A 25,010-nucleotide genomic window follows, 5' to 3' on the forward strand; every position below is an offset into this window, starting at 1 on the left:
GCTTGAACAGCGCACTGAAGCATCAGCGCATTGCGTTGTTGATCAAGGGAATTTGCGCTACAGCAGGGCTGGAGCGCATGTTCTCTACATACGCATACAAATCTTTCAACTGCACATCGTTGATGCTCTGCACTGCGTAGCGGGGCATGAGGTTGCGTGGTGTTCGCAGTTGCAATTCAAACGCAACGAAGGGCGTTGGGTTGGGGAAAATTTTAGGGCCTGCGTTGCGCTCCCCGCCTTGGCCTTCAGTGCCATGGCAGCTGTAGCATTGGTGCTGCATGAAAAGGCCTTTGCCCCTTTGAATGGCATCTGCATCGGCGGAATGGGCGCACAAGCTGAACAGCGAGAGCACACCTGCAATCATTGACTTCATTTCAGATTCCTCTAGTCCCCAAAAAAAAGCAGGTGCTCTTTTCAGAACACCTGCCTGGTCATTGCACCAAAGTGCTTTGATTAGAAGCGAGCTTGGATACCAACTGCTGCAGCGTTGATGGTGCCACCAACTGCTGTTTTGCCAGCGCCACTGCCCAAAGAAATCACAGCGCCAGAGTTGGCAGAACCTTTAGCAGCCAATGCGAAGATGGCGAAGTTCTTGTCCAAGTTGTACTTGGCGCCGAAACCGACCAAATTGCCACCCAAGCCTGCTGTGGAGCAAGCGATGGTGCCGTTCAATGTGCAATTGCCTGCAGCATTGTTGGCGTATTGTGCGGCCACTGTGATTTGGCTGTTCAAATCGTACTCGCCAGTCACTTGGTAAGTGGTGGTTTTGTAGCTTTGGAAGCCATTAACTTGCGCGGAAGTTTCTGTGTACTTCAAAGTGGAGGTGTCAGCGCCGATGCGCATGCCGGAGACGCGGTATCCAAAAGACAAGCGTGTAGCAGTGTCTTTGGAGCGCAAGCCTGCAGCTGCGTTGTAAATTGAGCCAGCGGTTGCTGTGGAAGCTGTGCCGGAAACTGCAAAGTAATCATTGTGAGTCTCTTGAGCCAAACCAACGTAGTATTTTTTGTCAGTCCAGTTGATACCTACGGACGACAAGCTTGCGTTCTTTGTCGCTGTTTTAGAAGGGTCTTGGCGCAAAGAGTAACCCACTTCGAAGCCATTGATGCGTGGGCTTGCCCACAACAGCTGACCATTGATGCGTGTGTTGAAAGATGTAGAAACACCTTTGTTACCCCATGTTGGATTGGAGGCAACGTTGGCGCTGGACACGAAGTTGCTAGAAGAGACGCCCAACATGCGAACCTTGTCGCCGTTTTGCTTGTAATAAGTGTCTTGTTGACCAGCTGTCAAAGAGCCGAAGGATTTGTGTTCAACAAATACGAAAGCATCGCGTGGCTCGGACAAGAAAGAAGAACCATTGGAGCTGTCAATGTTGACCACGCCTTGCACGTCATAACCCAATGTCAAGTCGCCAACAGTTTTTTGACCTTTGAAGCCAATGTAAGAGTTGACGGGTGTGAACTTGGTGGCGCTAACTGCACCCGCTGTGAATGTGTTGGTTTGTGCGCCAGTCTTGCCTTTTGTCATCGTGCTGACTTCGGCGCCAGTTGCAGATGAGTCACCAAATGTCACAGTTTGGTACTGTGGGTAAAGGTTGCCATAAACCTCGAGCAGGTCGCCAGCCAATTTAACAGCGTGGGCATTGCCCACCAAGCCCATGGCTGCGAAGCAACCCAATGTCAGTGCACGGTATTTGAAAGTCATGTGTATCTCCAAGTGATAAAAAGTGAAATCGTTGAGCCCAGTGGTCTGGGTGGTTCAGCCGCCTGTTCCGGCATGAAGAACACTGTTCTCTTTTGAAAGACAGTGGTGTTATTAAGCGAAAAATCGGTGAAAACCCACATTCGTGAATACCCTAGCCACCTTTTGGATTTGCGTCAGAACAACACTTTTTAGTCGAGCGACTTGTGAGAAAAAGCCACAGCCTTGAGGGGCCTTCACAAGGTGAACCCTGTTGACGCTCCTGAGGGGGTGGTTTAGCATAGTAGAACGCTGTTCATTATAGAAGAACGCACTGAACAGCCCCTCCAATTGCTTTTTAGATGGACCCCTTGAATGCCACACGATAAAGACACCAGCCACTGGCATGAGCCAGCAGGCAACAAAAAGGCCGGTTACGGCGTGTTCAAAAAACAGCCAACGCCTTACGACGCCTACATGGAAGCAGAGGGTCTGCCCGTGTTTCGTGATGTGGGCATCAACAAGGTGCAAAACTTGCCCTTGGTGCCCTGGAAGCGCACTGGCGGCAAAGGTCACTTCATTCAACTCTACGGTACCGAAACCAAGTGGGGTTGTTATGTGGTGGAGGTGCCTGGCGCGGGTGCATTGCACCCCGAAAAGCACATGTACGAAGAAATCTACTTGGTTGTAGAGGGACGCGGCACCACGGAAGTTTGGCAAGAAGGCGACACCAAGAAGCACGTGTTTGAGTGGCAAGCAGGTTCGATGTTCTCGATCCCTATCAATGCTTGGCACCGCATTGTGAATGCCACCTCCAGTGGCGCACTGTTGTTGGCGGGTACCACAGCACCGAATGTGCTGAACATGTTGCAAAGCACAGAGGCGGTGTTCAACAACCCCTTCGTGTTCCGTGACCGCTTCAATGGCGCAGACGATTTTTACCAAGCCCGCGACGAAGTAGAAGCCGATCCCGTGCGCGGCTTGGCCATGCGCAAAACCAACTTCATTCCCGATGTGATGAAGTGCGAATTGCCATTGGACAATCGCCGCTCACCAGGCTATCGCCGCATTGAGCCTTTCATGACCAACAACTGTTTCTACTTTTGGATTGGTCAACACGAAAATGGCCGCTACTCCCGCGCACACGCCCACACATCCGCGGCGGTGCTCATTTGCTTGAACGGCAAAGGCTACACCTACACCTGGCCCGAAGACGAAGGTGAAACGCCTTGGAAAGATGGCAAAGAACATTTGGTGCGACGCATCGATTACGAGCCCGTCGGATTGGTTTCTGCAGCCCCTGGTGGCGCACGCTGGTATCACCAGCACTTCAGTGCCGGTGAAGAAGCCTTGCGATTGACGGCTTGGTTTGGCCCGCACAACCCAGGCCGTGATCCTGGTGCGCCTGGCTCCAAGCACACTGACTACACCGCACAAGATGTCACTGAAGGCGGCACCACCATTCCTTATTGGTTGGAAGATCCGCACATTCGCAAAGAGTATCAAGCCCTCTTGAAGAAAAACAGCGTGCCCGATCGCATGGACCCAGATTGGTACAACATTCCGGCTGAGTTCATGGAGAAGTTTGGACCGAAGAAATAATGAACGAAACCACGACCTCCGCAACGGCGCAAGAAGCGCCCGTAGGGGGCCGCGTTTTTTTCAGCAACGTGCGTCGCAGCCTAGAGGGTGAAGACGAAATCATTTTGGTCAGCGTGGGCGTTGACATTGGTTCGTCCACCTCGCACTTGGTGTTTTCACGCTTGGTGTTGGAGCGCTTGGACAACCGCTACATCGTCAGTGAGCGCACCGTGTTGCACGAGTCGGATGTCTTGCTCACGCCTTATGCAGCCGATCAAAGCATTGATGCGGCGGCATTGGGTGCCTTCATCGAAGCGCAATACGCGCAGGCAGGCATTGCGCCCGACAAAATTGACACCGGTGCTTTGATCCTCACCGGTGTGGCCGTGCGCCGCACCAACTCGCGCGCCATTGCCGATTTGTTTGCTGCCCAAGCGGGTAAGTTTGTGTCGGTGAGTGCGGGCGATGCGCTTGAGACCACCTTGGCCGCATTTGGTTCTGGCGCCGCCGCACGTTCTGTGCGTGAAACGGCGCGCGTCATGAACATCGACATTGGCGGTGGCACCACCAAAATTGCAGTGTGCGAAAACGGCGAGTTGGTCGATTTAACAGCGGTTGACATTGGCGCTCGCATCGTGGCCTTGGACACCGAAGGCCGCTTGGTGCGTTTGGAAGAAGCGGGTCGCAAATTTGCCGAAGAAGTGGGCGTGACACTGACCTTGGGTCAGCCTGTCGCACCCGAAGATTTGGCGCGCATGGTCGATCGCATGGCCGAGCGAATTTTCGATGTGGCAGGCAATGCAGCGCCCGATGCCATCAGCCAATCTTTGCTGCGTTTAGAGCCCTTGCGTGCCAGCCAGTTGCCCGACGTGCTCACCTTTTCGGGCGGTGTGTCGGAGTATGTGTATGGCCGCGAAGCACAGGCCTATGGCGATTTGGGCCCACTGTTGGCCGCAGCTGTCAGGCGCAAAGCGCAAGCTTGGGGGCCTCGTTTAGAAGTGCCCGATCAGGGCATACGTGCCACTGTGATTGGTGCCTCGCAATACACCGTGCAGGTGAGTGGCAGCACTATTTACGTTGAGCCCGTCAATATTTTGCCGGTGCGCAACGTGCCGGTGATTGCACCGCAATTGGATTTGGCCGCAGATGATTTGAACGTTGCTGAAATTGCCGACAACATTCGCCGCGCATTGCGTCGATTGGATTTGCACGAAGGCCATCAAGCTGTGGCGGTGTGCTATCGCTGGCAAGGTTCAGCCACGTTTCACCGCTTGGACGCGTTTTGTCGTGCGGTGGCCGAGGGCATGTCGGCTGTCCTGGCGCAGGGACATCCTTTGCTGTTGGTGGGCGAAGCCGATTGTGGCGGCCTGATTGGGATTCATTGCCATGAAGAATTGCATTTGAAAAGCCCCGTCTTGTCGATCGATGGCATCACACTGAAGGAATTGGATTTCATTGACATTGGCACCATGCTGGAAACCTCAGGCGCCGTGCCGGTGGTGATCAAGAGTTTGGTGTTTCCGGGCTCGGCGGGCCTAGGCCGAACGGCGTTGAAAGCATGAGCCATTTGTATCCGTTTCTCTCACCGCATCGCTCAGGTCATATGGCGGTGGGGCATGGGCATTCGGTTTACTGGGAAGAATGCGGCAATCCAATGGGCCGTCCCGTTGTGTTTTTGCATGGCGGGCCGGGTGGTGCTTGTTCGCCCACGGCCAGGCGATTGTTTGACCCGCATCGCTATCGCATCATTTTGATGGACCAGCGTGGTTGCGGTCGCTCCACCCCGCATGCCGAAACAGCGCATAACTTCTTGGCCAATTTGGTGTCCGACCTTGAGCAATTGCGCCTGCTCATGAACGTGGACAAGTGGCTGTTGTGTGGAGGTTCTTGGGGCTGTACCTTGGCCTTGGCGTATGCCAAGCAATACACACAGCATGTGTCGGGCATGGTGCTGCGCGGCGTGTTTGCGGCGCAAGACCATGAGCTGGACTGGCTTTACAAACCCGGTGGCGCTAGTCGCGTTTTTCGAGCTGAGTGGCAAGACTATGTGTCGGCCATTCAAAATCATGCACACCTCGATGCAGATGATTTGACCGTGCGCAGTGGCCAACACAGCGTGCTTTTGAATGCTTATGACAAGGTCTTGCAAGAGGGGACATCGGCACAAGTTTTGGCCATGGCGCGTGCGTGGTGCACTTGGGAGGATGCGCTCAGCAGCGTGTACCCCAGCGACCCGGTGCATGCTGCGCATGCAGGCCCTGAAGAAGATTTGAAGTGTTTGGCCATGGCCCGAATTTCAGCGCACATGTTTGCACACGATCCCGAGCTGGGCAGTCGGGGCCACATCGTGCCGGCCACGGCCAATGATTTCTTAAAAAACATACCCGGCATCATCGTGCAGGGTCAGTTTGACATGGTCACGCCGGCAGAGACGGCTTGGCAGTTAAAGCAAGTGTGGCCTTTGGCGCAGTTGCGTGTGGTGCATACGGCAGGTCATTCCAGTCAAGATCCAGAATTGCAAAGTGCGCTGGTGACGGCACTGGACGACATGCTGACAGAAGTTTGAACAATCAACAGGAGACAACATGGCTTTGACCCCTTTCATGGTGGACGGCAAGTCCGTCCAAATTGACAGCGATCCACAGATGCCTTTGCTTTATGCATTGCGCGATGATTTGAAATTGAACAATCCGAAATTCGGCTGTGGTTTGGCGCAATGCGGCGCTTGCACCGTGCATCTGGATGGGCAAGCGGTGCGCTCTTGCGTGTTGCCTGTGTCGGCCGTGAAGGGCAAAAAAGTGACCACCTTGGCGGGTTTGGGAACACCCGAAAATCCACACCCCATTCAGGTGGCATTTTTAGAAGAGCAAGTGCCGCAATGTGGTCACTGCATCAATGGCTGGGCCATGACCTCGGCCGCATTTTTAAAACGCAACCCCAAAGCCACCGACGCCGAAATCAAAACGGCCTTGGAAGGTTTGAAGTGCCGTTGCGGTACGCATGTGTCCATTTTGCGCGCCATCAAGCGCGCACAAACTTTGATGGCTTGAGGAGCACACCATGCACAATCCTTCAAATTCAGACGTGAACACCTCCGAGGTGACGACAACAAACCACAGTGACAAGCTCAGCGGCACATCGCGCCGAGATTTTCTCAGTGCTGCGGGCGCCTTGGTGGTGTCAGTGGCCAGTGGCGGTGTGTCAACGCAGGCCTTCGCACAATCCGCAAGTGCAACGATGGCGGGTTCTGCTTCTGCCACTGCGGTGGGCACGACCTTGGCCACCATCAGTGCCATCAAGCCTGCACTCAAAGCCGATGAACTCGATTCATGGGTGGCCATTCAGCCTGATGGCTCGGTGGTCGCTTATTACGGCAAAGTCGACTTGGGCCAAAGCTTGGAAGTGGCCATTGGGCAAATCGTGGCCGAAGAATTGGACGTGTCGTATCGCAAAGTCAAAATTGTGATGGGCAACACCGCCAGTTCTTTGAACCAAGGTGGCGCCTCCAGTGCACTGGGCATCCAAGCCGGCGCCAAACCACTGCGCAATGCGGCCGCAGAAGCGCGTCGCATCTTGCTGAACTTGGCCAGCGAAAAACTAGGTGTGCCAGTCGCCAACTTGGTGGTGGACGATGGTGAAATCTCGGTCAAAGGCAACAGTGCGCAGAAGGTCACGTATGCTGAATTGATCGGCGGCAAATACTTCAATTCCAAAGTGGAATGGAACAAACGGATTGGCAATCCACTGGATGTGAAAGGCCTGGCCAAGCCTAAATCACCTTCAGAGTACAAAGTGGTGGGTTTGTCTATTCCACGCAACGATGTAGCTTGGAAAGTGTTTGGCACCAGCGGCAACATTGCCGACGTCAAAGTACCTGGCATGTTGCATGCGCGTGTCATTCGCACGCCCGTTGCTGGCGGCTTGGCAGAGAAAGTCGACGAAGCATCGATCAAGCACATTGCCGGCGCTCGCGTGGTCCGCGAGAAAAACTTTTTGGCTGTGGTGGCCGAGCGTGAGTGGGATGCTGTGCGCGCAGCCAAAGAACTGAAGGTGACTTGGAGTGCCTCACCCAAACCCTTTCCGGAGTTTGAAAAACTGCACGCACACATTCGTCAGGCACCGACACGCAAGCGCACAGAAGAACAGAAAACAGGCGATGTCACAGCAGCCCTCAAGTCTGGCGTGAAAGTGGTGGAGGCTGAGTACTTGTGGCCTTTCCAATCGCATGCCAGCATGGGTCCTGCCAGTGCTGTGGCCGATGTGAAGGCTGACAAAATCACCATTTGGACAGGTTCACAAAAACCACACTATGCCCGTGACGGCGTTGCCGCTTTGCTCAAAGTGCCGGTCGACAAAGTGGAAGCCATTTGGGTGCAAGGTCCAGGTTCTTACGGGCGCAATGACGCCGGTGATGCCGTCATGGACGCGGCTTTCATTTCCTCCAAAGTGGGTCAGCCTGTGCGTGTGCAAGGCATGCGCCACGACGGTACGGCATGGGATCCCAAAGCGCCTGCATCGGTGCACCGTGCGCGCGCTGCGATCGATGCCGATGGCAAAGTGGTGGCTTATGACTTCACCACGCGCGCATTCTCCAGGGCCACCATTGACAGCAACGAGTCTGATCCCCGCGACAGCTTGGTGGGCATGGAATTGGGTCTGCCGCCCAAGGGCGGTATCACCTTCGGCATCCCCGAAGAAAGTTACGCCTTTGACAACAAGTTGTTGGCCTGGGAAGTCATTCCTGATTTGATCGACAGCGCATCCCCTATGCGCACATCGCACATGCGCGACCCAGTGGGTTTGCAAATTCAATTTGCCAGCGAGCAGTTCATTGACGAATTGGCCTATGCCACGGGCGAAGACCCCATTGCCTTCCGTGTGAAATACGCCAAGGCGCCGCGCGACATTGCCGTCCTCAAAGCCGCAGCCGAAAAAGCGGGCTGGGAGCCACGCGGCAAGGCCAAGCGCGATCGCTCGGGCGCTGTGCTGACAGGCCGTGGCATCGCGTATGCGCAACGCGCGGGCACCATCGTGGCGGTGGTAGCCGAAATTGAAGTGGACCGCAAAACAGGCCGCATTTGGGGCCGCAAATTCACGGTGGCGCACGACTGCGGATTGATCGTCAACCCACAAGGTTTGCGTTACACCATTGAAGGCGGTTTGGTTCAAGCACTGTCGAGAACACTCTATGAAGAGGTTCAGTTCTCTCCCGACAAAGTCAAGAGTGTCGATTGGAACAGCTACCCCATTCTGGAAATCAAAGACACGCCTGAGACCATCGACATTGTGCTGATCAATCGCCCCGAGGCGGCGCCGACAGGGGCTGGCGAAGCCACATGCCGTGTGGTGCCTGCAGCCATTGCCAACGCCTTCTTTGATGCGACAGGCGTTCGCATGCGTGAAGCACCGCTGAACCCAGCGCGCATCAAAAAATTGTTGAGCAAAACCTAAAGGAGCCGCTCATGCAAAAGCTTGTGAAACGCTTTGAAATGTCTTTGAAAACCAAATGGGCGCCTTTGATGGCGGCCGTGGTTTGGGGGCTTTGTGCTGTCACGCCATTGCGTGCACAGCCGGCCGCTGCTGCATTGGCCAATCCCCATGAAGCCATCTACATGTACAAATCAGCCGATCGAGAAGCTTGGCTGTTGGAGCGCGCCAAAAAAGAGGGTGGACTGACGCTTTACACCTCTTTGTCGCCCACAGAGTCAGGCCCGTTGTCGGCGATGTTTGAGAAAAAATACGGCATCAAGTTGACGATTTGGCGCGGACTGAGTGACGGCGTGGTGCAACGCGTGGTGAATGAAAGCCGCGCCAAGCGCCATGTGGTGGATGTGGTGGAAACCAACGGCCCAGAAATGGAAATTTTGGCCCGCGAAAAAATGTTGAGTGAGTTCTACAGCCCGCACATTGCCGACTTGCCGCAGGGCATGATTCCCAAGCACCGACTGTGGATGCCCGACCGTGTGAACTTTTTTGTGGTGGCTTACAACACCCAAAAAGTGAAGCCAGAAGAGTTGCCCAAACACTATGAAGGCTTTACCGAAGCCAAGTGGAAAGGCCGCATCGCCATAGAAGCCACCGATGCCGAGTGGATGGGTGGCTTGGTGAATTCGCTGGGTGAGCAACGCGGCATGGCATTTTTTAAAAAACTGTCTGATCAAAAACCAGATGTGCGCAAGGGTCACATTTTGTTGGCTCAAATGGTGGCAGCAGGCGAAACCGATGTAGGCCTGACCATCTACAACGCCAATGCGCAGTCTTTGAAACAGCGCGGCGCGCCCATCGACTGGGTGCCGATGGAGCCAACTTTGGCAAGACCGCAAGGTGTTGGCGTTGTGCGTCAAGCACCGCATCCCCACGCAGCCGCTTTGTTTGCCGACTTTATTATTTCGCCAGAGGCCCAGGCTTTGCTGAACAGCATGGGCCGCCCGCCTGCCAATCAAAAAGTGAAATCCAATTTGAACAATTTCAATTACGTCCTCACCGATCCTGGCATTGTGGTGGACGAGGCTGAAAAGTGGAACCAACATTGGACACGGCTTTTTTTAACCAAATAAATTCACCTGCCTGAGCAAAATCGACATGAGCACATCTATCTCCCAACTGAAAGAAGACTTGGCCATTGCCAACCAAATATTGGCCAATGAAGGCGTTTTCGATGGCTTTGGTCACATCAGCGTGCGCCATCCTGACAACCCTGAGCGCTTCTTCATTGCCCGAAGCATGGCGCCCGCCTCTGTGACGGTGCAAGACATTGTGGAGTGCGACTTGAACGGCGATGTGCACGATGCACAGGGACGCAAGTCGTATTTGGAGCGCTTCATTCACAGCGCTATTTTCAAAAAGCGTCCGGATGTCAATTCGGTGGTGCACAGCCATTCGCCTGCCATCATTCCCTTTGGCGTCACCGGTGCGCGACTGCGACCCATTTGCCACATGAGTGGCTTCTTGGGCAGCAATGTGCCGACCTTTGAAATTCGCAACACGTTGGGCGAAACATCGGACATGTTGATTCGCAACCAAAGCATTGGTGAGTCCTTGGCCGATACCTTGGGCAACAACACCGTGGCCTTGTTGCGCGGTCATGGCAACGTGGTGGTGGCCAACTCCATTCAACTGGCCGTGTTCCGAGCCTATTACACAGAAGGCAATGCCAAGCTGCAAGCCGATGCCATGCGAATGAGTTTTGGCATGGGATTGGGCGAGCCTGTGTATTTGTCGGAAGAGGAAGCGCGCAACTCTGCAGAGACCAATGCAGGTCAAGTTGAGCGTCCTTGGAATGTTTGGAAAAGCAAACTGCCCAAGCAAACTCATTGAAAGAAATTCAGCATGTCTCACCTCATCGCCCAAGCTTCTGCCTTCACTCGCCGAGGGACTTTGTGTTGCGCGGCCCTGGCTTTGTGCAGCACTTTGTGGAGCACCCAAGTCAGCGCGCAAAACGCAAGCAATGCTTATCCTTCAGGTCCCGTCACCTTGTTGGTGCCCTTCACAACTGGCACAGGTGCCGACCTGTTGGCGCGACTGCTCGGTCCCAAGTTGGCTGACAAGTGGAAAGTATCGGTGGTCACCGACAACAAAGCCGGTGCCAGTGGCTCGATTGGCACAGGTGTGGCCGCCAAGGCTGCGCCCAATGGGTTGACGGTGCTGGTGACGGCCACGGCTCACGGAACCTTCCCAGCCTTGATGCCCAAACTTCCCTTCAATCCACAACAAGCATTCTCACCCGTGATTTTGTTGGGCACCAGTGCGTTGGGTGTGGCAACGTCTGCCAAATCGCCCTTCAAAGATTTCAAAGAATTTCAAGACAGCGCAAAGAAACAACCCGGTGTGTTGAATTACTCATCACCTGGAACAGGTTCGCCGCAACACTTGGCCATGGAGTTGATGGCCCAAGAAACCAACATCAAACTGCTTCACGTGCCCTACAAAGGGACAGCAGGTGCTTTGACCGACTTGATGGGGGGTCACGTAGACGCCAGCATTGTGGCGCTGCAGACCGCAGCCCCGCATTTGCAAAACGGCGCTCTGCGCATGCTGGCTTTGATGAGTGCTGAACGTTCACCCGCATTTCCCAACGTGCCCACCTTGAAAGAATTGGGCGTGGCCAATGGTGTGGTTGAAACTTGGTACGGGGTGTTCGTCCCCGCGGCCACACCCGCGGACGTGGTGGCCAAACTCAATGCCGATTTCAACAGCTTGTTGCAATTGCCCGATGTGAAAGAAACCATGAACAAGCAAGGCATGGTCGTTGTGGGCGGCAAGCCCGAGCGCATGGGTGACTTGGCCAAGAACGAACTGAGTCGTTGGGCGCGGGTGGTTGAAAAAGCAGGCATCAAGGCCGAGAACTGATCATTTGTTCTCCGCATGTAACCAATTCCGTGGGAAAATTGAAATTAAATTACACCGGAGACAAGTCCTCATGCCCAGTCGCGCTACCAAAATTGTTGCCACCTTAGGCCCTGCATCCAGCGAACCCGCATTGCTCGAAGCCATGATTCGGGCGGGTGTGAATGTGGTTCGTTTGAACTTCAGCCACGGCAAAGCGCAAGACCACATTGACCGTGCGCGTTTGGTTCGCGAAGCTGCTGCACGCGCAGGTCGCGAAGTGGCCATCATGGCCGATTTGCAAGGCCCCAAAATTCGCGTTGGCAAGTTTGCAGAAGGCAAAGTGATGCTCGAGCCCGGCGCCAAGTTTGTGCTGGACGCATCGCGCACCGAACTCGGTGATTTGTCGGGCGTTGGCTTGGACTACAAAGAATTGCCCCGCGATGTGAAGGCTGGCGATGTGTTATTGCTCAACGATGGCTTGATTGTGCTCACCGTCGATTCGGTGAAGGGCGAGCAAGTGCACACCACCGTCAAGTTGGGCGGTGAGTTGTCCAACAACAAAGGCATCAACAAACAAGGTGGCGGCTTAACGGCGCCTGCCCTCACCGGCAAAGACATGGAAGACATCAAAACAGCGATGAGCTTCCAAGCCGACTACGTGGCGGTGAGTTTCCCCAAAAACGCCACCGACATGGAAATGGCACGTCAGTTGGCCAATGTTGCGGCTGCCCAATACAACCACAAGCCTGGCTTGATTGCCAAGATTGAACGCGCAGAAGCCATCCCCCGTTTGGAAGAAATTTTGCTGGCCAGCGACGGCATCATGGTGGCCCGTGGCGACTTGGCCGTTGAGGTCGGCAACGCAGTGGTGCCGGCTTTGCAAAAACGCATGATCAAGTTGGCGCGTCAGCACGACAAAGTCGTGATCACGGCCACGCAAATGATGGAGAGCATGATCACCAACCCCGTGCCCACACGCGCCGAGGTGAGTGACGTGGCCAATGCGGTGCTGGATGGCACCGATGCCGTCATGCTGAGCGCAGAAACAGCCGCCGGCAAGTACCCGCTCGAAACTGTGGAAGAAATGGCCAAGATCTGTTTGGCGGCAGAAAATGCTGAAGAGTTTGAACTCGATGGTGACTTCAGTGGCCAAACCTTCAGCCGCATTGACCAGTCTATTGCCATGGGCGCTTTGTTCACGGCGCACCACCTCAATGCCAAAGCCATTGTGGCGCTCACCGATTCAGGCTCTACCGCTTTGTGGATGAGCCGTCACCGCGTTAACATTCCCATTTATGCGGTGACCACCAAATTGTCTTCACAGCGCAAAATGGCGCTGTACCGCAATGTGCGCCCCTTGTTGATGGACACCAGTGCCGATCGCGATACCGCCTTGGTTCAGGCTGAAAATCATTTGAAGAGCCGCGGCATTGTGTCGGGCGGTGACATTTATGCCATCACCTGCGGCGAGCCCATGGGCGCGCCAGGCGGCACCAACATGCTCAAGATTTGCCGCGCAAGCGACTGAACAACCCATGGCTCAGCCAGCCCACGGACCAGCTTAGCCAAGCGGTCCAAAGAGTGTGGCTCATGAAGTGGGCGCCGCGCATTTGCTGAGACACGCCCAAGACCAAGCCCGCCAACAAGGCGCAAACCAACCAAATGCGAGCGCTGGGCGCGCCATTTTGACGCAGGCCGAAGTAGGCGGCCATGAAGGCGAATCCGGTGGAGGCATGGCCTGCTGGAAAACAATGCCCGCCGCCGCCATCCATTTCAAACACATTCCAGTGGGAGATGTAACTGGCCGTGCCGCCAAACACTTGCAGGTCCCATGGGCAGCTGGTTTTGCTGATGCCTTTGATCAGCGTCACTGCCAAAAGGGCGCACACCACCGATAAAAACAGGCCAGCTCGATCGCCGGTGGCCAGATGGCGCAAGCTGCCCCAGGGCCGCCAAATGCCAGCAGCCAAGGCCAGCAGCAGCACCCAGCCGGCATTGCGCATGCCTTCGTGCATCACCTTGACCATCCACCAGTTGTCGCGCAGCGCAAAACCGGTCGACTCTCCCCACCACTGCGCCATTTGCATGTCACCGCCTGAGAAGTCCCACGCCAGCAGGATCAACAGGCCGATCAAACTGATCACCGCATCGGGCCGCCAGGACGCTTGCGAGTGAAGGCTTGAAAAAAGGGGGCGGTCTTTGAACATGGCCGAAATCATAGTCTGACTTGCTAAAAAAACGGTCAACAAGGCTTCCAGTTGCTAAAATCCTTGCCAGTTACAAGCCGGTTACATGTCGCCAAATGAAGTTCATCATCTTGGCGGCGTCGCAACCTGGTTGCTTGCAAAAGATTTTTTAACTTTGGGATTTCACCATGGCACTCGTTTCAATGCGCGAGCTGCTGGACCATGCGGCCGCCAACGGCTACGGCATTCCAGCTTTCAACGTCAACAACCTGGAACAAGTTCAGGCCATCATGGAGGCGGCCAAAGAGACTGGCGCCCCCGTCATCATGCAAGCCTCCGCTGGTGCCCGCAAATATGCCGGTGAAGGTTTCTTGAAGTTGTTGATTCAAGCCGCTGTCGAGACTTATCCTGAAATTCCGGTGGTGATGCACCAAGACCACGGTCAAAGCCCCGATGTGTGCCAAGGCGCCATCAATTTGGGTTTCAGCTCCGTCATGATGGATGGCAGCTTGGAAGCTGATGGCAAAACCATTGCCAGTTACGAATACAACCTGGAAGTGACCCAAAAAGTGGTGGCCATGGCCCACAAGCTGGGTATCACCGTGGAGGGTGAATTGGGCTGCTTGGGTTCTTTGGAAACCATGCAAGGTGACAAAGAAGACGGCCACGGTACCGACGCCGTGATGACCCGCGAACAGCTCCTGACCGATCCTGAACAGGCGGCTGACTTTGTGAAGCGCACCCAGCTCGATGCCTTGGCCATTGCCATCGGCACCAGCCACGGCGCCTACAAGTTCACCCGCAAGCCCACGGGCGACATTTTGGCCATTGACCGCATCCAAGCCATTCACAAGCGCATCCCCAACACCCATTTGGTGATGCACGGCTCGTCTAGCGTGCCCCAAGACTTGTTGGCCATCATTCGTGAATTTGGCGGCAACATGAAAGAAACCTACGGCGTGCCCGTGGAAGAAATTCAAAAGGCCATCAAGTTTGGCGTTCGCAAAGTCAACATCGACACCGACATCCGTTTGGCCATGACCGCAGCGGTCCGAAAGTTCATGGTGCAAAACCCAGAGAAGTTTGACCCCCGCGAATGGCTCAAGCCAGCCCGTGAAGCGGCCAAACAAATTTGCAAGCAGCGCTACATCGAGTTTGGCTGTGAAGGCCAAGCGTCCAAAATCAAAGGCCACAGCTTGCAAGTGGTGGCGGCGCAGTACGCAAAAGGTGAGTTGGCGCAAGTCGTTCACTGAAATTGGCGAGATAATCGCAGCAACATGAACACTGCTGCCATCCACAATTCCGCTTTGCACACCTCCGCTTTGACATCCCTCACCTTGCTCGCTCGCGGCAAGGTGCGTGACAACTATGCTGTAGGCACCGACCGCATCCTGATGGTGGCCTCCGACCGCATCAGCGCCTTCGACGTCATCATGGGTGAGCCCATTCCAGGCAAAGGCGTCTTGCTGACGCAAATGGCTTTGTATTGGTTTGACAAGTTGGGCCCCAATGGCTTGAACTTGTGTCCCATTCACCTCACAGGGGATGCCCCCGAAAGCGTGGTCAGTGCAGCTGAAGTGCCTCAAGTCAAAGGCCGCTCCATGCTGGTCAAGCGCCTGAAACCCATTCCGGTTGAAGCCGTGGTGCGCGGTTATTTGGCGGGCAGTGGCTGGAAAGAATACCAAGAGGGCCAGCAAGTTTGCGGCGTGAAGTTGCCTGCTGGTTTGAAAAATGCCAGCAAGTTGCCCGAGCCCATTTACACGCCGGCTGCCAAAGCCGCTGTGGGCGATCACGACGAAAACATCACCTTTGAAAAAACGGTCGAGATGATTGGCCTCGATTTGGCCACACGCATCAAAGACATCAGCATTGCCATCTACAAAGCGGCCAGCGACATTGCGGCCCAAAAGGGCATCATCATTGCCGACACCAAATTTGAATTTGGTTTGGACGCCGATGGCACCTTGGTCTTGATGGACGAGGTGCTCACGCCCGATTCATCTCGCTACTGGCCTGCTGAAAGCTACATGGAGGGTGTGAACCCTCCCAGCTACGACAAACAGTATTTGCGCGACTGGCTCGAGAGCACCTTGGTCAATGGCAAACCCTGGGACAAAACCCCGCCAGCCCCTCGTTTACCCCGTGATGTGATTGAAAAGACCTCGGCAAAATACGAAGAAGCGCTGCAGCGATTGACGCGTTAATTCGCCAGCGCACTCAATGTTGAAGTGTCTTTCATGATCAGTTTGTTTCGCTCGGCCCCCGAACTCATGGTGCAGTACGCGCACTATCACCGTGATCGTCGCAACATCGTCACGCATCTGGTGGGCATTCCTTTGATCGTGTTGTCGATTGGCATGTTGCTGTCACTGGTGTCCTTCGACATTGGCGGCAACATCATCAGCTTGGCGGCGGTGCTGTGGGTGCTTTCAACAGCGTGGTATCTCACCCGCGGCAACTTGTTGTTGGGCTTGGCCACCAGCGCCGTCAACGGTGCTTTGATTGCCTTGGCCCACACCCCAGAGGCCGCCACAGGTTGGGGCCTCGGTGCGCTTTGGGATGCTGCCTGGTTTCCTGGTTTGGCCGTGTTTGTGATCGGTTGGATCATTCAGTTTGTGGGCCACATTTTTGAAGGTCGCAAACCTGCGTTTGTCGACGATGTGGTGGGCCTGTTGGTTGGCCCAATGTTCGTGGTCGGTGAGGTCTTGATGATGGCCGGCATGCTTCGCAGCATGCACGGCTTGATAGAGTCTCAAGCGGGCGCAACCCGCTGAGCTTACACAGAATCAGTTCAGCATCATGCTGAGCTTGCGGCGATAGCTCGACACCATGGCCGCTTGAGGGTCTTCTTGCACCGCACTCTTGCCCATCAGTTCAATGCCGCCAGCCGATTTGCCAGTGTGATCGGCACCGCCTTTGGGGATCACTGGGGTGAGCAACTCCAGCAAGCCCACCATGGTTTTGCGCGGTGCTTCGTCGTTCCATTTTTTGTCGCGCATGATGATCTCTAAGAGCTCGTCCATGGCGCCCGTCCAGTCGTCGCTGGCCAACAGCACGCGGGCTTTGGCAAAGCGTGCGTCGAAGTCGCGCTTGTTGGCGGCGATCAATTCGTCAAACTTTTCCAGGGGCCATTGGCCCATGGGGTCGGTGGTGACGAAGTTCAATGCGTCGAGCCATTGCTTCAATGCTTCAAAGCGCATTTTGAGAGGTATTTGCGACAAGCAGGGTTGGAGCACCGTACCTGCCGTGTCGAGTTGGCCCATGCTGATCAGCAGCTTAACGAGGTCAAATCGGGCGTCGTCGTTTTCGGGGTTGGCTTCCAAGGCTTCGAGCAACTTGCTTTGGGCAGTTTCCAAGTCGCCCGATTCCAACAAGGCTTCCGCTTCTTGCACTTCGGCTTCGGCCAAGACTTCGTTCTCGCCGGGGACGTGCTTGTCGAGGAATTCGCGCAGCTTGCCTTCGGGCACGGCGCCCATAAAGCCGTCGACGGGTTGGCCGTTTTTCAGCATCACGCAGGTGGGGATGCTGCGAATGCCAAAGGCGGCGGCCAGTTGTTGTTCTTGGTCGGAGTCGATTTTGACCAGTTTGAAGCGGCCGCCATAGGCTTCTTCCATTTTTTCAAGAAGTGGGCCCAAGGTTTTGCAAGGACCGCACCAAGGGGCCCAAAAGTCCACCAAAACAGGGGTGGTCATAGAGGCTGCAATGACCTCGGCTTCAAAAGTTTCTACGGTGACATCGATCATATTTACAAGACCTTGGGGCTAAACCTTAAAATTCAAGGATTCAGCTGAAATGGAAGTCTCAGCTGAGACAATTGTTCAATTTTCAACGACTGCGTCTTGACGCTTCAGCAAAGCCAAACATGACATCTACTGCATCCAAAGCCAAAACACGCATCGGCGTGGTCATGGGTTCCAGTTCCGACTGGGACACGATGCAACACGCAGTCCAGATTCTCCAACAGTTTGGCATCGATCACGAAGCCAAAGTGGTCTCGGCGCACAGAATGCCCGATGAAATGTTCACTTATGCCGAAACTGCGCTGGAACGCGGCTTGATGGCCATCATTGCTGGGGCGGGTGGCGCGGCGCACTTGCCAGGCATGTTGGCGGCAAAGACCGTGGTGCCCGTCTTGGGTGTGCCAGTGGCCAGCAAGCATTTGCAGGGCGTTGATTCTTTGCACAGCATTGTGCAAATGCCCAAAGGCATTCCCGTGGCCACCTTTGCCATTGGCGCAGCAGGCGCGGCCAACGCCGCTTTGTTTGCCGTGGCCATGCTGGCGCAACACGACGCCGCCTTGCAAGCCAAGCTGGCGCAATTCAGAAAAGACCAGACCGCCTTGGCGCAAGCGATGACATTGCCGCCAGTGGGCGCTGCGTGAACGGCATGACCAATTCAGTGTCTTTGTTGCCCGGCGGCAGTGCTGCCCAAGGCGCCACGGATGTGGCTGAGCCGCTCACTTTGGGTGTGATGGGCGGCGGTCAATTGGGCCGCATGTTTGTGCATGCCGCTCAAACCATGGGCTATTTCACGGCTGTGCTCGACCCCGATGCCAACAGCCCTGCTGGCCGCGTGAGCCATCGCCACATTCAAACCGACTACTCCGACCCCGCAGGCCTGCAGCAGTTGGCTGCGTGCAGTGCCGCCATCACCACCGAATTTGAAAACGTGCCTGCGCCAGCTTTGCAGGCATTGGCCCAGTTGCGACCCGTGTCACCAGGCGCGGATGCCGTGGCCATTGCGCAAGACCGCGCTGCCGAAAAGGCGCACTTCGATTCATGTGGCGTGCCTTGTGCACCTTATGCCGTGATTGAAACGACCGCCCAGTTGGAAGACGCTGTGCTGCACAACTTGCTGCCGGGTATTTTGAAAACTGCGCGCTTGGGCTACGACGGCAAAGGTCAAGTGCGTGTGAAAGACGCTGAGGCCTTGCGTGCAGCTTGGCAAGACTTGAAGCAAGTGCCCTGCGTGCTTGAAAAAATGTTGCCCTTGCAATTGGAATGCTCGGTCATTGTGGCGCGTGGCCGTGATGGCCAAATGGTGAATTTTCCGGTGCAACGCAATTTACACCGCGAGGGCATCTTGGCCGTCACGGAAGTTTACGAAGGTCATTTGCCCGCAGATTTGCAACAGCAAGCCGTGGCAGCTGCGCGCTCGATTGCTGAAGGCGTGAACTATGTTGGCGTGTTGTGCGTCGAGTTTTTTGTGCTGCAAGATGGCAGCATGGTGGTCAATGAAATGGCGCCCCGTCCCCACAACAGCGGTCACTACACCTTGGACGCTTGCGATCAATCGCAATTTGATTTGCAAGTGCGAACTTTGGCGGGCTTGCCTTTGACACAGCCGCGTCAACACAGCGCCGCCATCATGCTCAACTTGTTGGGGGATGTGTGGTTTGATGCAAACAACACCCTGCGTTTGCCCGATTGGGCTGCCGTGCTGGCCTTGCCTGGCACCCACTTGCATTTGTATGGCAAAACCGAAGCACGCAAAGCACGCAAGATGGGTCACCTCAACGTTACCGGCAATTCGCCTGCGCAAGTTCGCGACGTGGCCTTGAAGGCGGCGGCCATCTTGGGCATCGACGCTTTTTAAGTTGTTCGAACCCTGTTTTTCAACATTTGCACATGATCATCTCTGGCAACAACCCCGCCCATGTGCAACAAGCGGCTGACGCTTTGTGTGCAGGTGAGCTCTTGGGTTTGCCCACCGAAACAGTCTATGGTTTGGCAGCAGACGCCAACAACGAAACGGCTGTCGCCAAAATTTTCAAAGCCAAAGGCCGGCCCGCCAATCACCCCTTAATTGTTCATGTGGCCTCTTCAGCATCTGTCAACAACTTCGTCAGCGAAGTGCCTGCGTTTGCACAAGCACTAATGACGCAATTTTGGCCAGGCCCTCTCACCCTCATCTTGCCCCGGTTGCCAGACACCGCAGCAGCAGCGGCAGGCGGGCAAAACTCGGTGGGCTTGCGTTGCCCCTCCCATCCTTTAGCGCTGGCAGTGCTCAAGGCTTGTGCAGACAAAGGCGTGTGGGGTGTGGCCGCACCCAGTGCCAACATGTTTGGCCGCGTCAGCCCTACTTCGGCGGCGCATGTGCAAGCAGAATTTGGCGATGCACTTTTGATTTTGGATGGCGGTGAATGTGATGTGGGCATTGAGTCCACCATCGTTGACTGCACCCGCGGTGTGCCCGTGTTGTTGCGCCCTGGACAAATCAGCCGCACGCAAATCGAACAAGCTTGCGGTTTGAAATTGCACAACCCAGATGCATTGCCTACTGCGGCACCGCGTGCATCCGGCACATTGGCGTCGCATTACGCGCCATCGGCCAAGGTGCGTTTGATGCAGACAGCCGAGTGGCAAAAAGCATTGGCAGCCTTAGGTCCGCACACTCAAAACCTGGCCTTGTGGTCTGTTGAGAAACCTGCCAATGAACTGATGGGTGCTGGCTTGGTTTGGCGTGCTCTGCCTGCTGATGCAAACCAAGCTGCGCATGATTTGTTCAGTGTGCTCAGAGATTTTGATGCCCGAGGCGTGCGCACCATTTGGATTGAAATGCCGCCAGACACGCCCGAGTGGGAAGGTGTGCGCGACCGGATTCAGCGCGCTGCGGCTTGAGCACCGCCCACAAAAAAACACCCCGAAGGGTGTTTTTTTGTGGCGCATTGAATGCGATTAAAACTTCATGCCGACACCCAAGCTCACACCAATGGGGTTGAGTGTGATGTCCAAGGTTTGGCCTGTTGACAAGGTGTTGCGTGTCTTGAGGGGTGTCTTGGTGATGGACCCATCCACAAACCAACGCTCGTCAATTTTGTATGACGCACCCACTTGCATGGTGGCGGCCAACTTCGATTGAATCGACAAGGTGGTGGGCGTTAAGGGCGTGCCGCCCGTCAGGCCTGACAAGGCTGCAGTGGTGTGCTCGCCATCAAACTTGGCATAGGTGACGCCTAAGCCCAAATAGGGGCGGAACATGCCATTGGCTTCTCCAAAACGGTACTGCACCATGACGGTGGCGGGAATGGCTTTGGTGTCACCAATTTTGCCTACGCCAGCGATGGTGCCAGCGCCATACAAGTTGTGCTTGAAGGGCAATGCCAAAGGCAAGTCAATGGCCACACTGTTGCTGAGCATGTAGGTGATGCCGCCGGCAATTTGTGTGCTGTTGCTCACGCCAGATTGCGCGCCTGGCAAAGAAGGTGCTGACAAGTTGCCGCTGGTGACTTGGGGCGCCAGTTGCATGATGCCACCGCGAACCAACCAGCTGCCCTGCGATTGGGCGAGCGCATTGCTTGACATCGTGAGTGAGGCGACTGCTGCCAAGGCAGACAGAGCAAAGCAGAATTTTGAAGTCATGAGGGTTCTCCTTTGCAACGTGTTACAGCCAACCAGCAGTGGCCAATGATTTGGCAACCAATTGGCTTAGCAACTGATAGCCCAAGGGTGTGGGGTGGAAGCCATCTGAGAAGGCGTAGGTTTGCCACCAGTTGGCGCCGCCTGTGGCGCCTGCAGGCGGTGTCATGGCCGACAAATTCGCCGCTGTACAAGTTTGGAAGTTGTAAGTGGGCAAGCCATCTGCGCCTACACCGGTGATAGGACACGCGGGCGTGGTGACATTGGTCAGACCGTACTGCGCAGGGTTGGCCACTTGGTCATTGAAGGCTGTGTAGAAATCAACCAACACCACGCGTTTGTCGTTGGCCACCAAAGTTGCCAAGCGTGAGTTGAAGGCTTCGATCCAAGACTTGAACAGAGCTTCTGACTGAGCACGTGCACCAGCACCAGTGGCACCACCACCATAGGCGGCAGCAATGCCACTCAGCACCATTTGGAAGCGAGGCGTGTTGGTGATGCCGGGCATGTTAAGCACAGCAACGCGTTGAGCGCCCTTGTCCAATGCGTTGGCTTTGATGCTGTTGTAAAACTTATCGGCCAAGGCCACCATGTAGGTGCCGCCCACTTGGGCCATGCCAGCTTGACCACCAGCCAACATGGGGCCGAGTGTGGTGGCTGGAATGAGCGTGCCGGCCATGGCTGCAAAGCTGGCGCCACCATCTTTGGCGGCACCCAGATAAGCACCCACCAAATCGGCAGCGTCATTGCCGCCGCCATCAATCAGCAACAAATCAGAGCTGCTGTAATTGCCGGCAGAACTGGCCACTTGCAATTGGTAAGTGATGGAGAAAGGTGATGCACCCGCGCCAGTTTGGGGGTTGATGTTGTTGATGCGTCCGCCGCCCACTGCATAGCTGGTGCAACCAGGCACCACAGCAAAAGGTGATGCTGCAGCGCCGGTGTACTTGAAGAAGTTACACAACTGGGGTGTGCCCAAGAGCGCTGCAATGCGCTCGGTCCAGACGGTATTGGGTTCGCTGGGGCTGTCTTGTACCGAGAAAATACGGCCATTGGTGGGAATGCCTTTGAACACTCCACTGTCTGCCAGGCTGTCGCCCATGACTTTGACAGATGAAATGCCCGCCAGCCGGCTGGTTTGGTCACCGCCCCCGCCGCCGCATGCGGCCAGCAAGGCAACCACTGCCGTGCTGAGCAGTGCTATTTTCCATTTCTTGGATGTCATCGTTCACCTCTTTGCTTGTCTCTGAGACGTATTAAAAAAAAGAACGCCCGTTCTTTTCAGATGATCTTAAGCAGAGGTGCAGGAGGAAGTGATGGGGTAAGTACCAGTGGGCTATGACTTTTTGTCATCCTTGACCACCCACTCCAGAAGTTTGTCCAAAGCGGGGCGCGCCGCATTCGCATTGGGGTGGTTCACGATCACCACCAGCACATAGCGTTGGCCGCTGAGACCTTCCACATAGCCTGCCAATGACGCCACATCGCGCAGGCTGCCAGATTTGAGCTGGGCTCTGCCAATCGCAACAGACTGGGGCAAGCGATCTTTCAAGCGCGCCACGGTGCCATCCACACCTGCAATGGCCAATGAGTTTTGCAGCGCACTGGCGTATGAACTGTGCAGACCCGACTGCAGCAAGGCACCGAGCGCTTGTGCGTTGCTGCGTTCCTCGCGAGACAAGCCAGAACCATTTTCCAGCACAGGCAGTGCATGATCTTTCAAGTTCTGTCGCCACCACTGCAAGACCATGGCGCGCGAAGATTCAAATTGACCAGGCCTTTGTTGGCTCGACAAACTTAAGAAAAGCTGCTGCGCCATCACGTTGTTCGAAAACTTGTTGATGTCGGCCACGATGTCGGACAAGGGCAAGGAGGGCGCCTCTAGCCAAAGGCTGGCGCGGGCAGGTGTGATGCCATCGCGCACTTGGCCCACCAGTTTGCCACCTGCTTGTTGCCACAAGGCGTGGACCATGCGCGGCGCAAAACTTTGTGGTTGAACATAAGCCACGGGCCATTTTTGTTCGCCACAAGCGACGGGGTAGGTGCCGTTAAAACGAACGAAGTCGGGGTTGGAGAAGTCAGCCTTGAGTTGCGTGCGCCAATCTTGACAGGGCGCTTGCGACAAGGGCACCGTTGTCGACCATTGCAAGTTGCGCAGGGGTGGCTCGCTGTCGATCTGAACTTCACCGCGCGCAGGGTTCGGTGTGAATTTGAACAGCAACGCATTGAAGTTCAGCAACAAGCCTTGAGGGGCCACGTTGTAAGGCCGCAAAGGTTCGTCATCGAAACTGGCCGGGTTGCGTGCAGGCAAGTCAAACACGCTGCCATCCAAAATGATGTCCCCTCGAATCTCGCGCACCCCTTTTTGTTGGATGGCTTCGATCAAAGCTTGCAAGCGCTCGACCACCAGTTTGGGATCGCCGCTGCCCTTGAGGTAGAGGTTGCCTTGCAGCACACTGTCTTTGACCGGGCCGTCGATGAAGACACGGTTGCGCCAAGTGAAGTCGGGGCCCAGCATCGACAAAGCCGCTGAGGTGGTGATCAACTTCATGACGGACGCGGGGTTCATCTCTGCGCTGGCGCGATGGCTGAGACGGGCCATGGGCAAGGGTGCATCGGGTGTGGCCTGAACGGGTCTGACCAAGATGCTGATGGCTTCGCGGGGAATGTTGGCTTGCTTCAAAGCAACACTCACACTGGGTGGCAAGCTGTCTTTGGCAGCGGGTGGGCTGTTGGGTTTGGCGGCAGCCGTTAGGCACAGGCAGACACAGGCCAAAACACACCCCATGGAGCGGCCACTCGTCGATAGGTCAACCCAGAAAGAAAAGGTCTTGCGCATCCCTGAAGTCTAGCCGGCTCTGTCAAAGCCAGACGTGCATGCAAATTGAAAGGCCCAAGCAGGACGTATCATTGGGACATGGCTTTTTCTTCCCAAACTGTTGGCCGTCTGGCTGCTGTCATCACGGTCCTGATTTGGACGTCTTTCATCATTGTGGCGCGCGCCTCGGCATCGCATGTTTTGTTGCCCCTGGACATTGCCTGTGCGCGCATCATCGGCGCCAGCAGCATCTTGTTGCCTTGGGCTTGGTGGTTGATGCGCGCTGAACGTCAAAGCGGTCAGAAGGTGGGCTCTTTGTTGGGCTTGTCACCTTTGCCCTTGCGCATCACCGTTCAAGCCGGATTTTTTGGCGGATTTTTGTATGCCGTGTTGGCGTACATCGGTTTCTTTTATGCGCCTGCAGGGCACGCCTCGGTGTTGATGCCTGGCAGTTTGCCTCTGTGGACCACGCTGTTGATGTGGCTCTTTTTGCGCGAGCAAATTGGCTTGAACCGCGCCATCGGTTTGCTCATGATTGTGTGCGGTGATGTGTTGGTGGGTGGCATGAGCTTGCTCAAGGCATTTGAGGGTGGCGAAGTGTGGATTGGCGACGTGCTGTTCATGACGGCCGCGTTTTGTTGGTCGGCCTACAGCGTCACGGTGCGCCGCTATGGTTTAGATGCCGTGCGTGCCACCATGGCCATCACGGCGTTTGCCTTGGTCTGCTTTGTGCCAGGCTACGCGGTGTTGGTGAGTTTGGATGTGTTGCCAAGCCACATGGCGCAAGCCTCTTGGTCGGAGATCGTGTTTCAAGCGGTCTTTCAAGGCGTGGGCTCGGTGGTGATTTCGGGCATTACCTTCACACAAATGATTCGCGCTTATGGGCCGGTTAAATCCACCATGATCACAGCCTTGGTCCCGGGTTTGTCGGCTCTGGGCGCCGTGGTGTTTTTGGGTGAGCCCTTGTCTTGGAATTTGTGGGCTGGTTTGGCCCTGGTCACTGGTGGCATTTTGTTTGGTGTACGCCAAGCTTTGGTGAAACAATCGACCTGAACTTTC

At 55.5% G+C, this 25,010-nt stretch carries 23 protein-coding genes; 16 read left to right on the top strand and 7 right to left on the bottom strand.

Features of this window, described 5'->3' with window-relative positions; genetic code table 11:
- Positions 1–22: 22 nt before the first annotated feature.
- Together B9Z46_RS11895 and B9Z46_RS11900 are read right to left on the bottom strand one after the other, a co-directional pair.
- Positions 23–373: a cytochrome c gene (locus B9Z46_RS11895; RefSeq protein ID WP_108256733.1), complete on the bottom strand. Its 351-nt coding sequence runs from the start codon at positions 371–373 to the stop codon at positions 23–25.
- Between the two features lie 80 nt (positions 374–453).
- Entirely contained in the window at positions 454–1,704 is a 1,251-nt protein-coding gene (locus tag B9Z46_RS11900; RefSeq protein ID WP_055359330.1) for a porin, read from the bottom strand.
- Positions 1,705–2,055: 351 nt separating this feature from the next.
- Here B9Z46_RS11900 and B9Z46_RS11905 point away from each other — a divergent pair, with 351 nt between their 5' ends.
- From B9Z46_RS11905 to pyk, 9 genes are all read left to right on the top strand, one after another.
- Positions 2,056–3,282, top strand: coding sequence for a cupin domain-containing protein (locus B9Z46_RS11905; protein WP_055359328.1), 1,227 nt, complete (start codon positions 2,056–2,058; stop codon positions 3,280–3,282).
- The gene (locus tag B9Z46_RS11910) at positions 3,282–4,823 is read left to right on the top strand and encodes an ethanolamine ammonia-lyase reactivating factor EutA (RefSeq protein WP_108256735.1); all 1,542 of its coding nucleotides are present in this window, start codon (positions 3,282–3,284) and stop codon (positions 4,821–4,823) included. Before B9Z46_RS11905 ends, B9Z46_RS11910 begins: the two co-directional genes overlap by 1 nt.
- A complete protein-coding gene (gene pip / locus B9Z46_RS11915; RefSeq protein WP_108256737.1) occupies positions 4,820–5,827 on the top strand; it encodes a prolyl aminopeptidase in 1,008 nt (335 codons plus the stop codon). The genes B9Z46_RS11910 and pip overlap by 4 nt, the downstream gene beginning before the upstream one ends.
- Positions 5,828–5,846: 19 nt before the next feature.
- The gene (locus B9Z46_RS11920) at positions 5,847–6,311 is read left to right on the top strand and encodes a (2Fe-2S)-binding protein (RefSeq protein ID WP_055359325.1); all 465 of its coding nucleotides are present in this window, start codon (positions 5,847–5,849) and stop codon (positions 6,309–6,311) included.
- Between the two features lie 10 nt (positions 6,312–6,321).
- Entirely contained in the window at positions 6,322–8,712 is a 2,391-nt protein-coding gene (locus B9Z46_RS11925) for a molybdopterin cofactor-binding domain-containing protein (protein ID WP_108256739.1), read from the top strand.
- 11 nt (positions 8,713–8,723) lie between these two features.
- On the top strand, positions 8,724–9,818 hold the full coding sequence (locus B9Z46_RS11930; protein ID WP_199220599.1) for an ABC transporter substrate-binding protein: 1,095 nt from the start codon (positions 8,724–8,726) through the stop codon (positions 9,816–9,818).
- Positions 9,819–9,843: 25 nt separating this feature from the next.
- Positions 9,844–10,578, top strand: a complete 735-nt coding sequence (locus B9Z46_RS11935) for a class II aldolase/adducin family protein (protein ID WP_108256741.1) — start codon at positions 9,844–9,846, stop codon at positions 10,576–10,578.
- Positions 10,579–10,590: 12 nt separating this feature from the next.
- The gene (locus B9Z46_RS11940; protein WP_108256743.1) at positions 10,591–11,610 is read left to right on the top strand and encodes a tripartite tricarboxylate transporter substrate binding protein; all 1,020 of its coding nucleotides are present in this window, start codon (positions 10,591–10,593) and stop codon (positions 11,608–11,610) included.
- A 70-nt stretch (positions 11,611–11,680) separates the two neighbouring features.
- Positions 11,681–13,117 (top strand): pyruvate kinase, encoded by a 1,437-nt coding sequence (gene pyk / locus B9Z46_RS11945; RefSeq protein ID WP_108256745.1) that lies wholly within the window; start codon positions 11,681–11,683, stop codon positions 13,115–13,117.
- Here the strand turns inward: pyk and B9Z46_RS11950 are convergent.
- Complete coding sequence (locus B9Z46_RS11950; RefSeq protein WP_158268436.1) at positions 13,092–13,796, bottom strand: phosphatase PAP2 family protein; 705 nt, start codon at positions 13,794–13,796, stop codon at positions 13,092–13,094. The genes pyk and B9Z46_RS11950 overlap by 26 nt on opposite strands.
- A 167-nt stretch (positions 13,797–13,963) precedes the next feature.
- Here B9Z46_RS11950 and fba point away from each other — a divergent pair, with 167 nt between their 5' ends.
- Genes fba through B9Z46_RS11965 form a run of 3 tightly spaced genes read left to right on the top strand, consistent with a single transcriptional unit; the run spans position 13,964 to position 16,549 of the window.
- Positions 13,964–15,028 carry a class II fructose-bisphosphate aldolase gene (gene fba, locus B9Z46_RS11955; RefSeq protein WP_055359319.1) on the top strand — a complete coding sequence of 355 codons (1,065 nt, stop codon included), beginning with the start codon at positions 13,964–13,966 and terminating at the stop codon, positions 15,026–15,028.
- 24 nt (positions 15,029–15,052) lie between these two features.
- Positions 15,053–15,979, top strand: a complete 927-nt coding sequence (locus B9Z46_RS11960; RefSeq protein ID WP_108256749.1) for a phosphoribosylaminoimidazolesuccinocarboxamide synthase — start codon at positions 15,053–15,055, stop codon at positions 15,977–15,979.
- Positions 15,980–16,012: 33 nt separating this feature from the next.
- Complete coding sequence (locus B9Z46_RS11965; protein ID WP_108256751.1) at positions 16,013–16,549, top strand: DUF962 domain-containing protein; 537 nt, start codon at positions 16,013–16,015, stop codon at positions 16,547–16,549.
- 12 nt (positions 16,550–16,561) lie between these two features.
- Here the strand turns inward: B9Z46_RS11965 and trxA are convergent, their stop codons facing one another.
- Complete coding sequence (gene trxA / locus B9Z46_RS11970) at positions 16,562–17,518, bottom strand: thioredoxin (RefSeq protein WP_108256753.1); 957 nt, start codon at positions 17,516–17,518, stop codon at positions 16,562–16,564.
- A 119-nt stretch (positions 17,519–17,637) separates the two neighbouring features.
- On the opposite strand from trxA, the gene purE reads away from it, so the two are divergent.
- Genes purE through B9Z46_RS11985 form a run of 3 tightly spaced genes read left to right on the top strand, consistent with a single transcriptional unit; the run spans position 17,638 to position 20,395 of the window.
- Positions 17,638–18,156, top strand: a complete 519-nt coding sequence (purE, locus tag B9Z46_RS11975) for a 5-(carboxyamino)imidazole ribonucleotide mutase (RefSeq protein ID WP_108256755.1) — start codon at positions 17,638–17,640, stop codon at positions 18,154–18,156.
- A 5-nt stretch (positions 18,157–18,161) separates the two neighbouring features.
- Positions 18,162–19,370: a 5-(carboxyamino)imidazole ribonucleotide synthase gene (locus B9Z46_RS11980; protein ID WP_108256896.1), complete on the top strand. Its 1,209-nt coding sequence runs from the start codon at positions 18,162–18,164 to the stop codon at positions 19,368–19,370.
- Between the two features lie 32 nt (positions 19,371–19,402).
- Positions 19,403–20,395, top strand: coding sequence for an L-threonylcarbamoyladenylate synthase (locus tag B9Z46_RS11985; protein WP_108256757.1), 993 nt, complete (start codon positions 19,403–19,405; stop codon positions 20,393–20,395).
- A gap of 57 nt (positions 20,396–20,452) precedes the next feature.
- Here B9Z46_RS11985 and B9Z46_RS11990 read toward each other — a convergent pair whose 3' ends face one another.
- From B9Z46_RS11990 to dacB, 3 genes are all read right to left on the bottom strand, one after another.
- The gene (locus tag B9Z46_RS11990; protein ID WP_055359314.1) at positions 20,453–21,136 is read right to left on the bottom strand and encodes an OmpW family protein; all 684 of its coding nucleotides are present in this window, start codon (positions 21,134–21,136) and stop codon (positions 20,453–20,455) included.
- Positions 21,137–21,158: 22 nt separating this feature from the next.
- Positions 21,159–22,358 (bottom strand): SGNH/GDSL hydrolase family protein, encoded by a 1,200-nt coding sequence (locus B9Z46_RS11995; RefSeq protein ID WP_055359313.1) that lies wholly within the window; start codon positions 22,356–22,358, stop codon positions 21,159–21,161.
- Between the two features lie 111 nt (positions 22,359–22,469).
- Entirely contained in the window at positions 22,470–23,972 is a 1,503-nt protein-coding gene (gene dacB / locus B9Z46_RS12000) for a D-alanyl-D-alanine carboxypeptidase/D-alanyl-D-alanine-endopeptidase (protein WP_233246000.1), read from the bottom strand.
- A gap of 78 nt (positions 23,973–24,050) precedes the next feature.
- Here dacB and B9Z46_RS12005 point away from each other — a divergent pair, with 78 nt between their 5' ends.
- Positions 24,051–25,004, top strand: a complete 954-nt coding sequence (locus B9Z46_RS12005) for a DMT family transporter (protein WP_108256761.1) — start codon at positions 24,051–24,053, stop codon at positions 25,002–25,004.
- Positions 25,005–25,010: the final 6 nt, after the last annotated feature.

Origin of the sequence: Limnohabitans sp. Hippo4 (assembly GCF_003063605.1) — a bacterium.
Taxonomy (GTDB): Bacteria; Pseudomonadota; Gammaproteobacteria; order Burkholderiales; family Burkholderiaceae_C; genus Limnohabitans_A.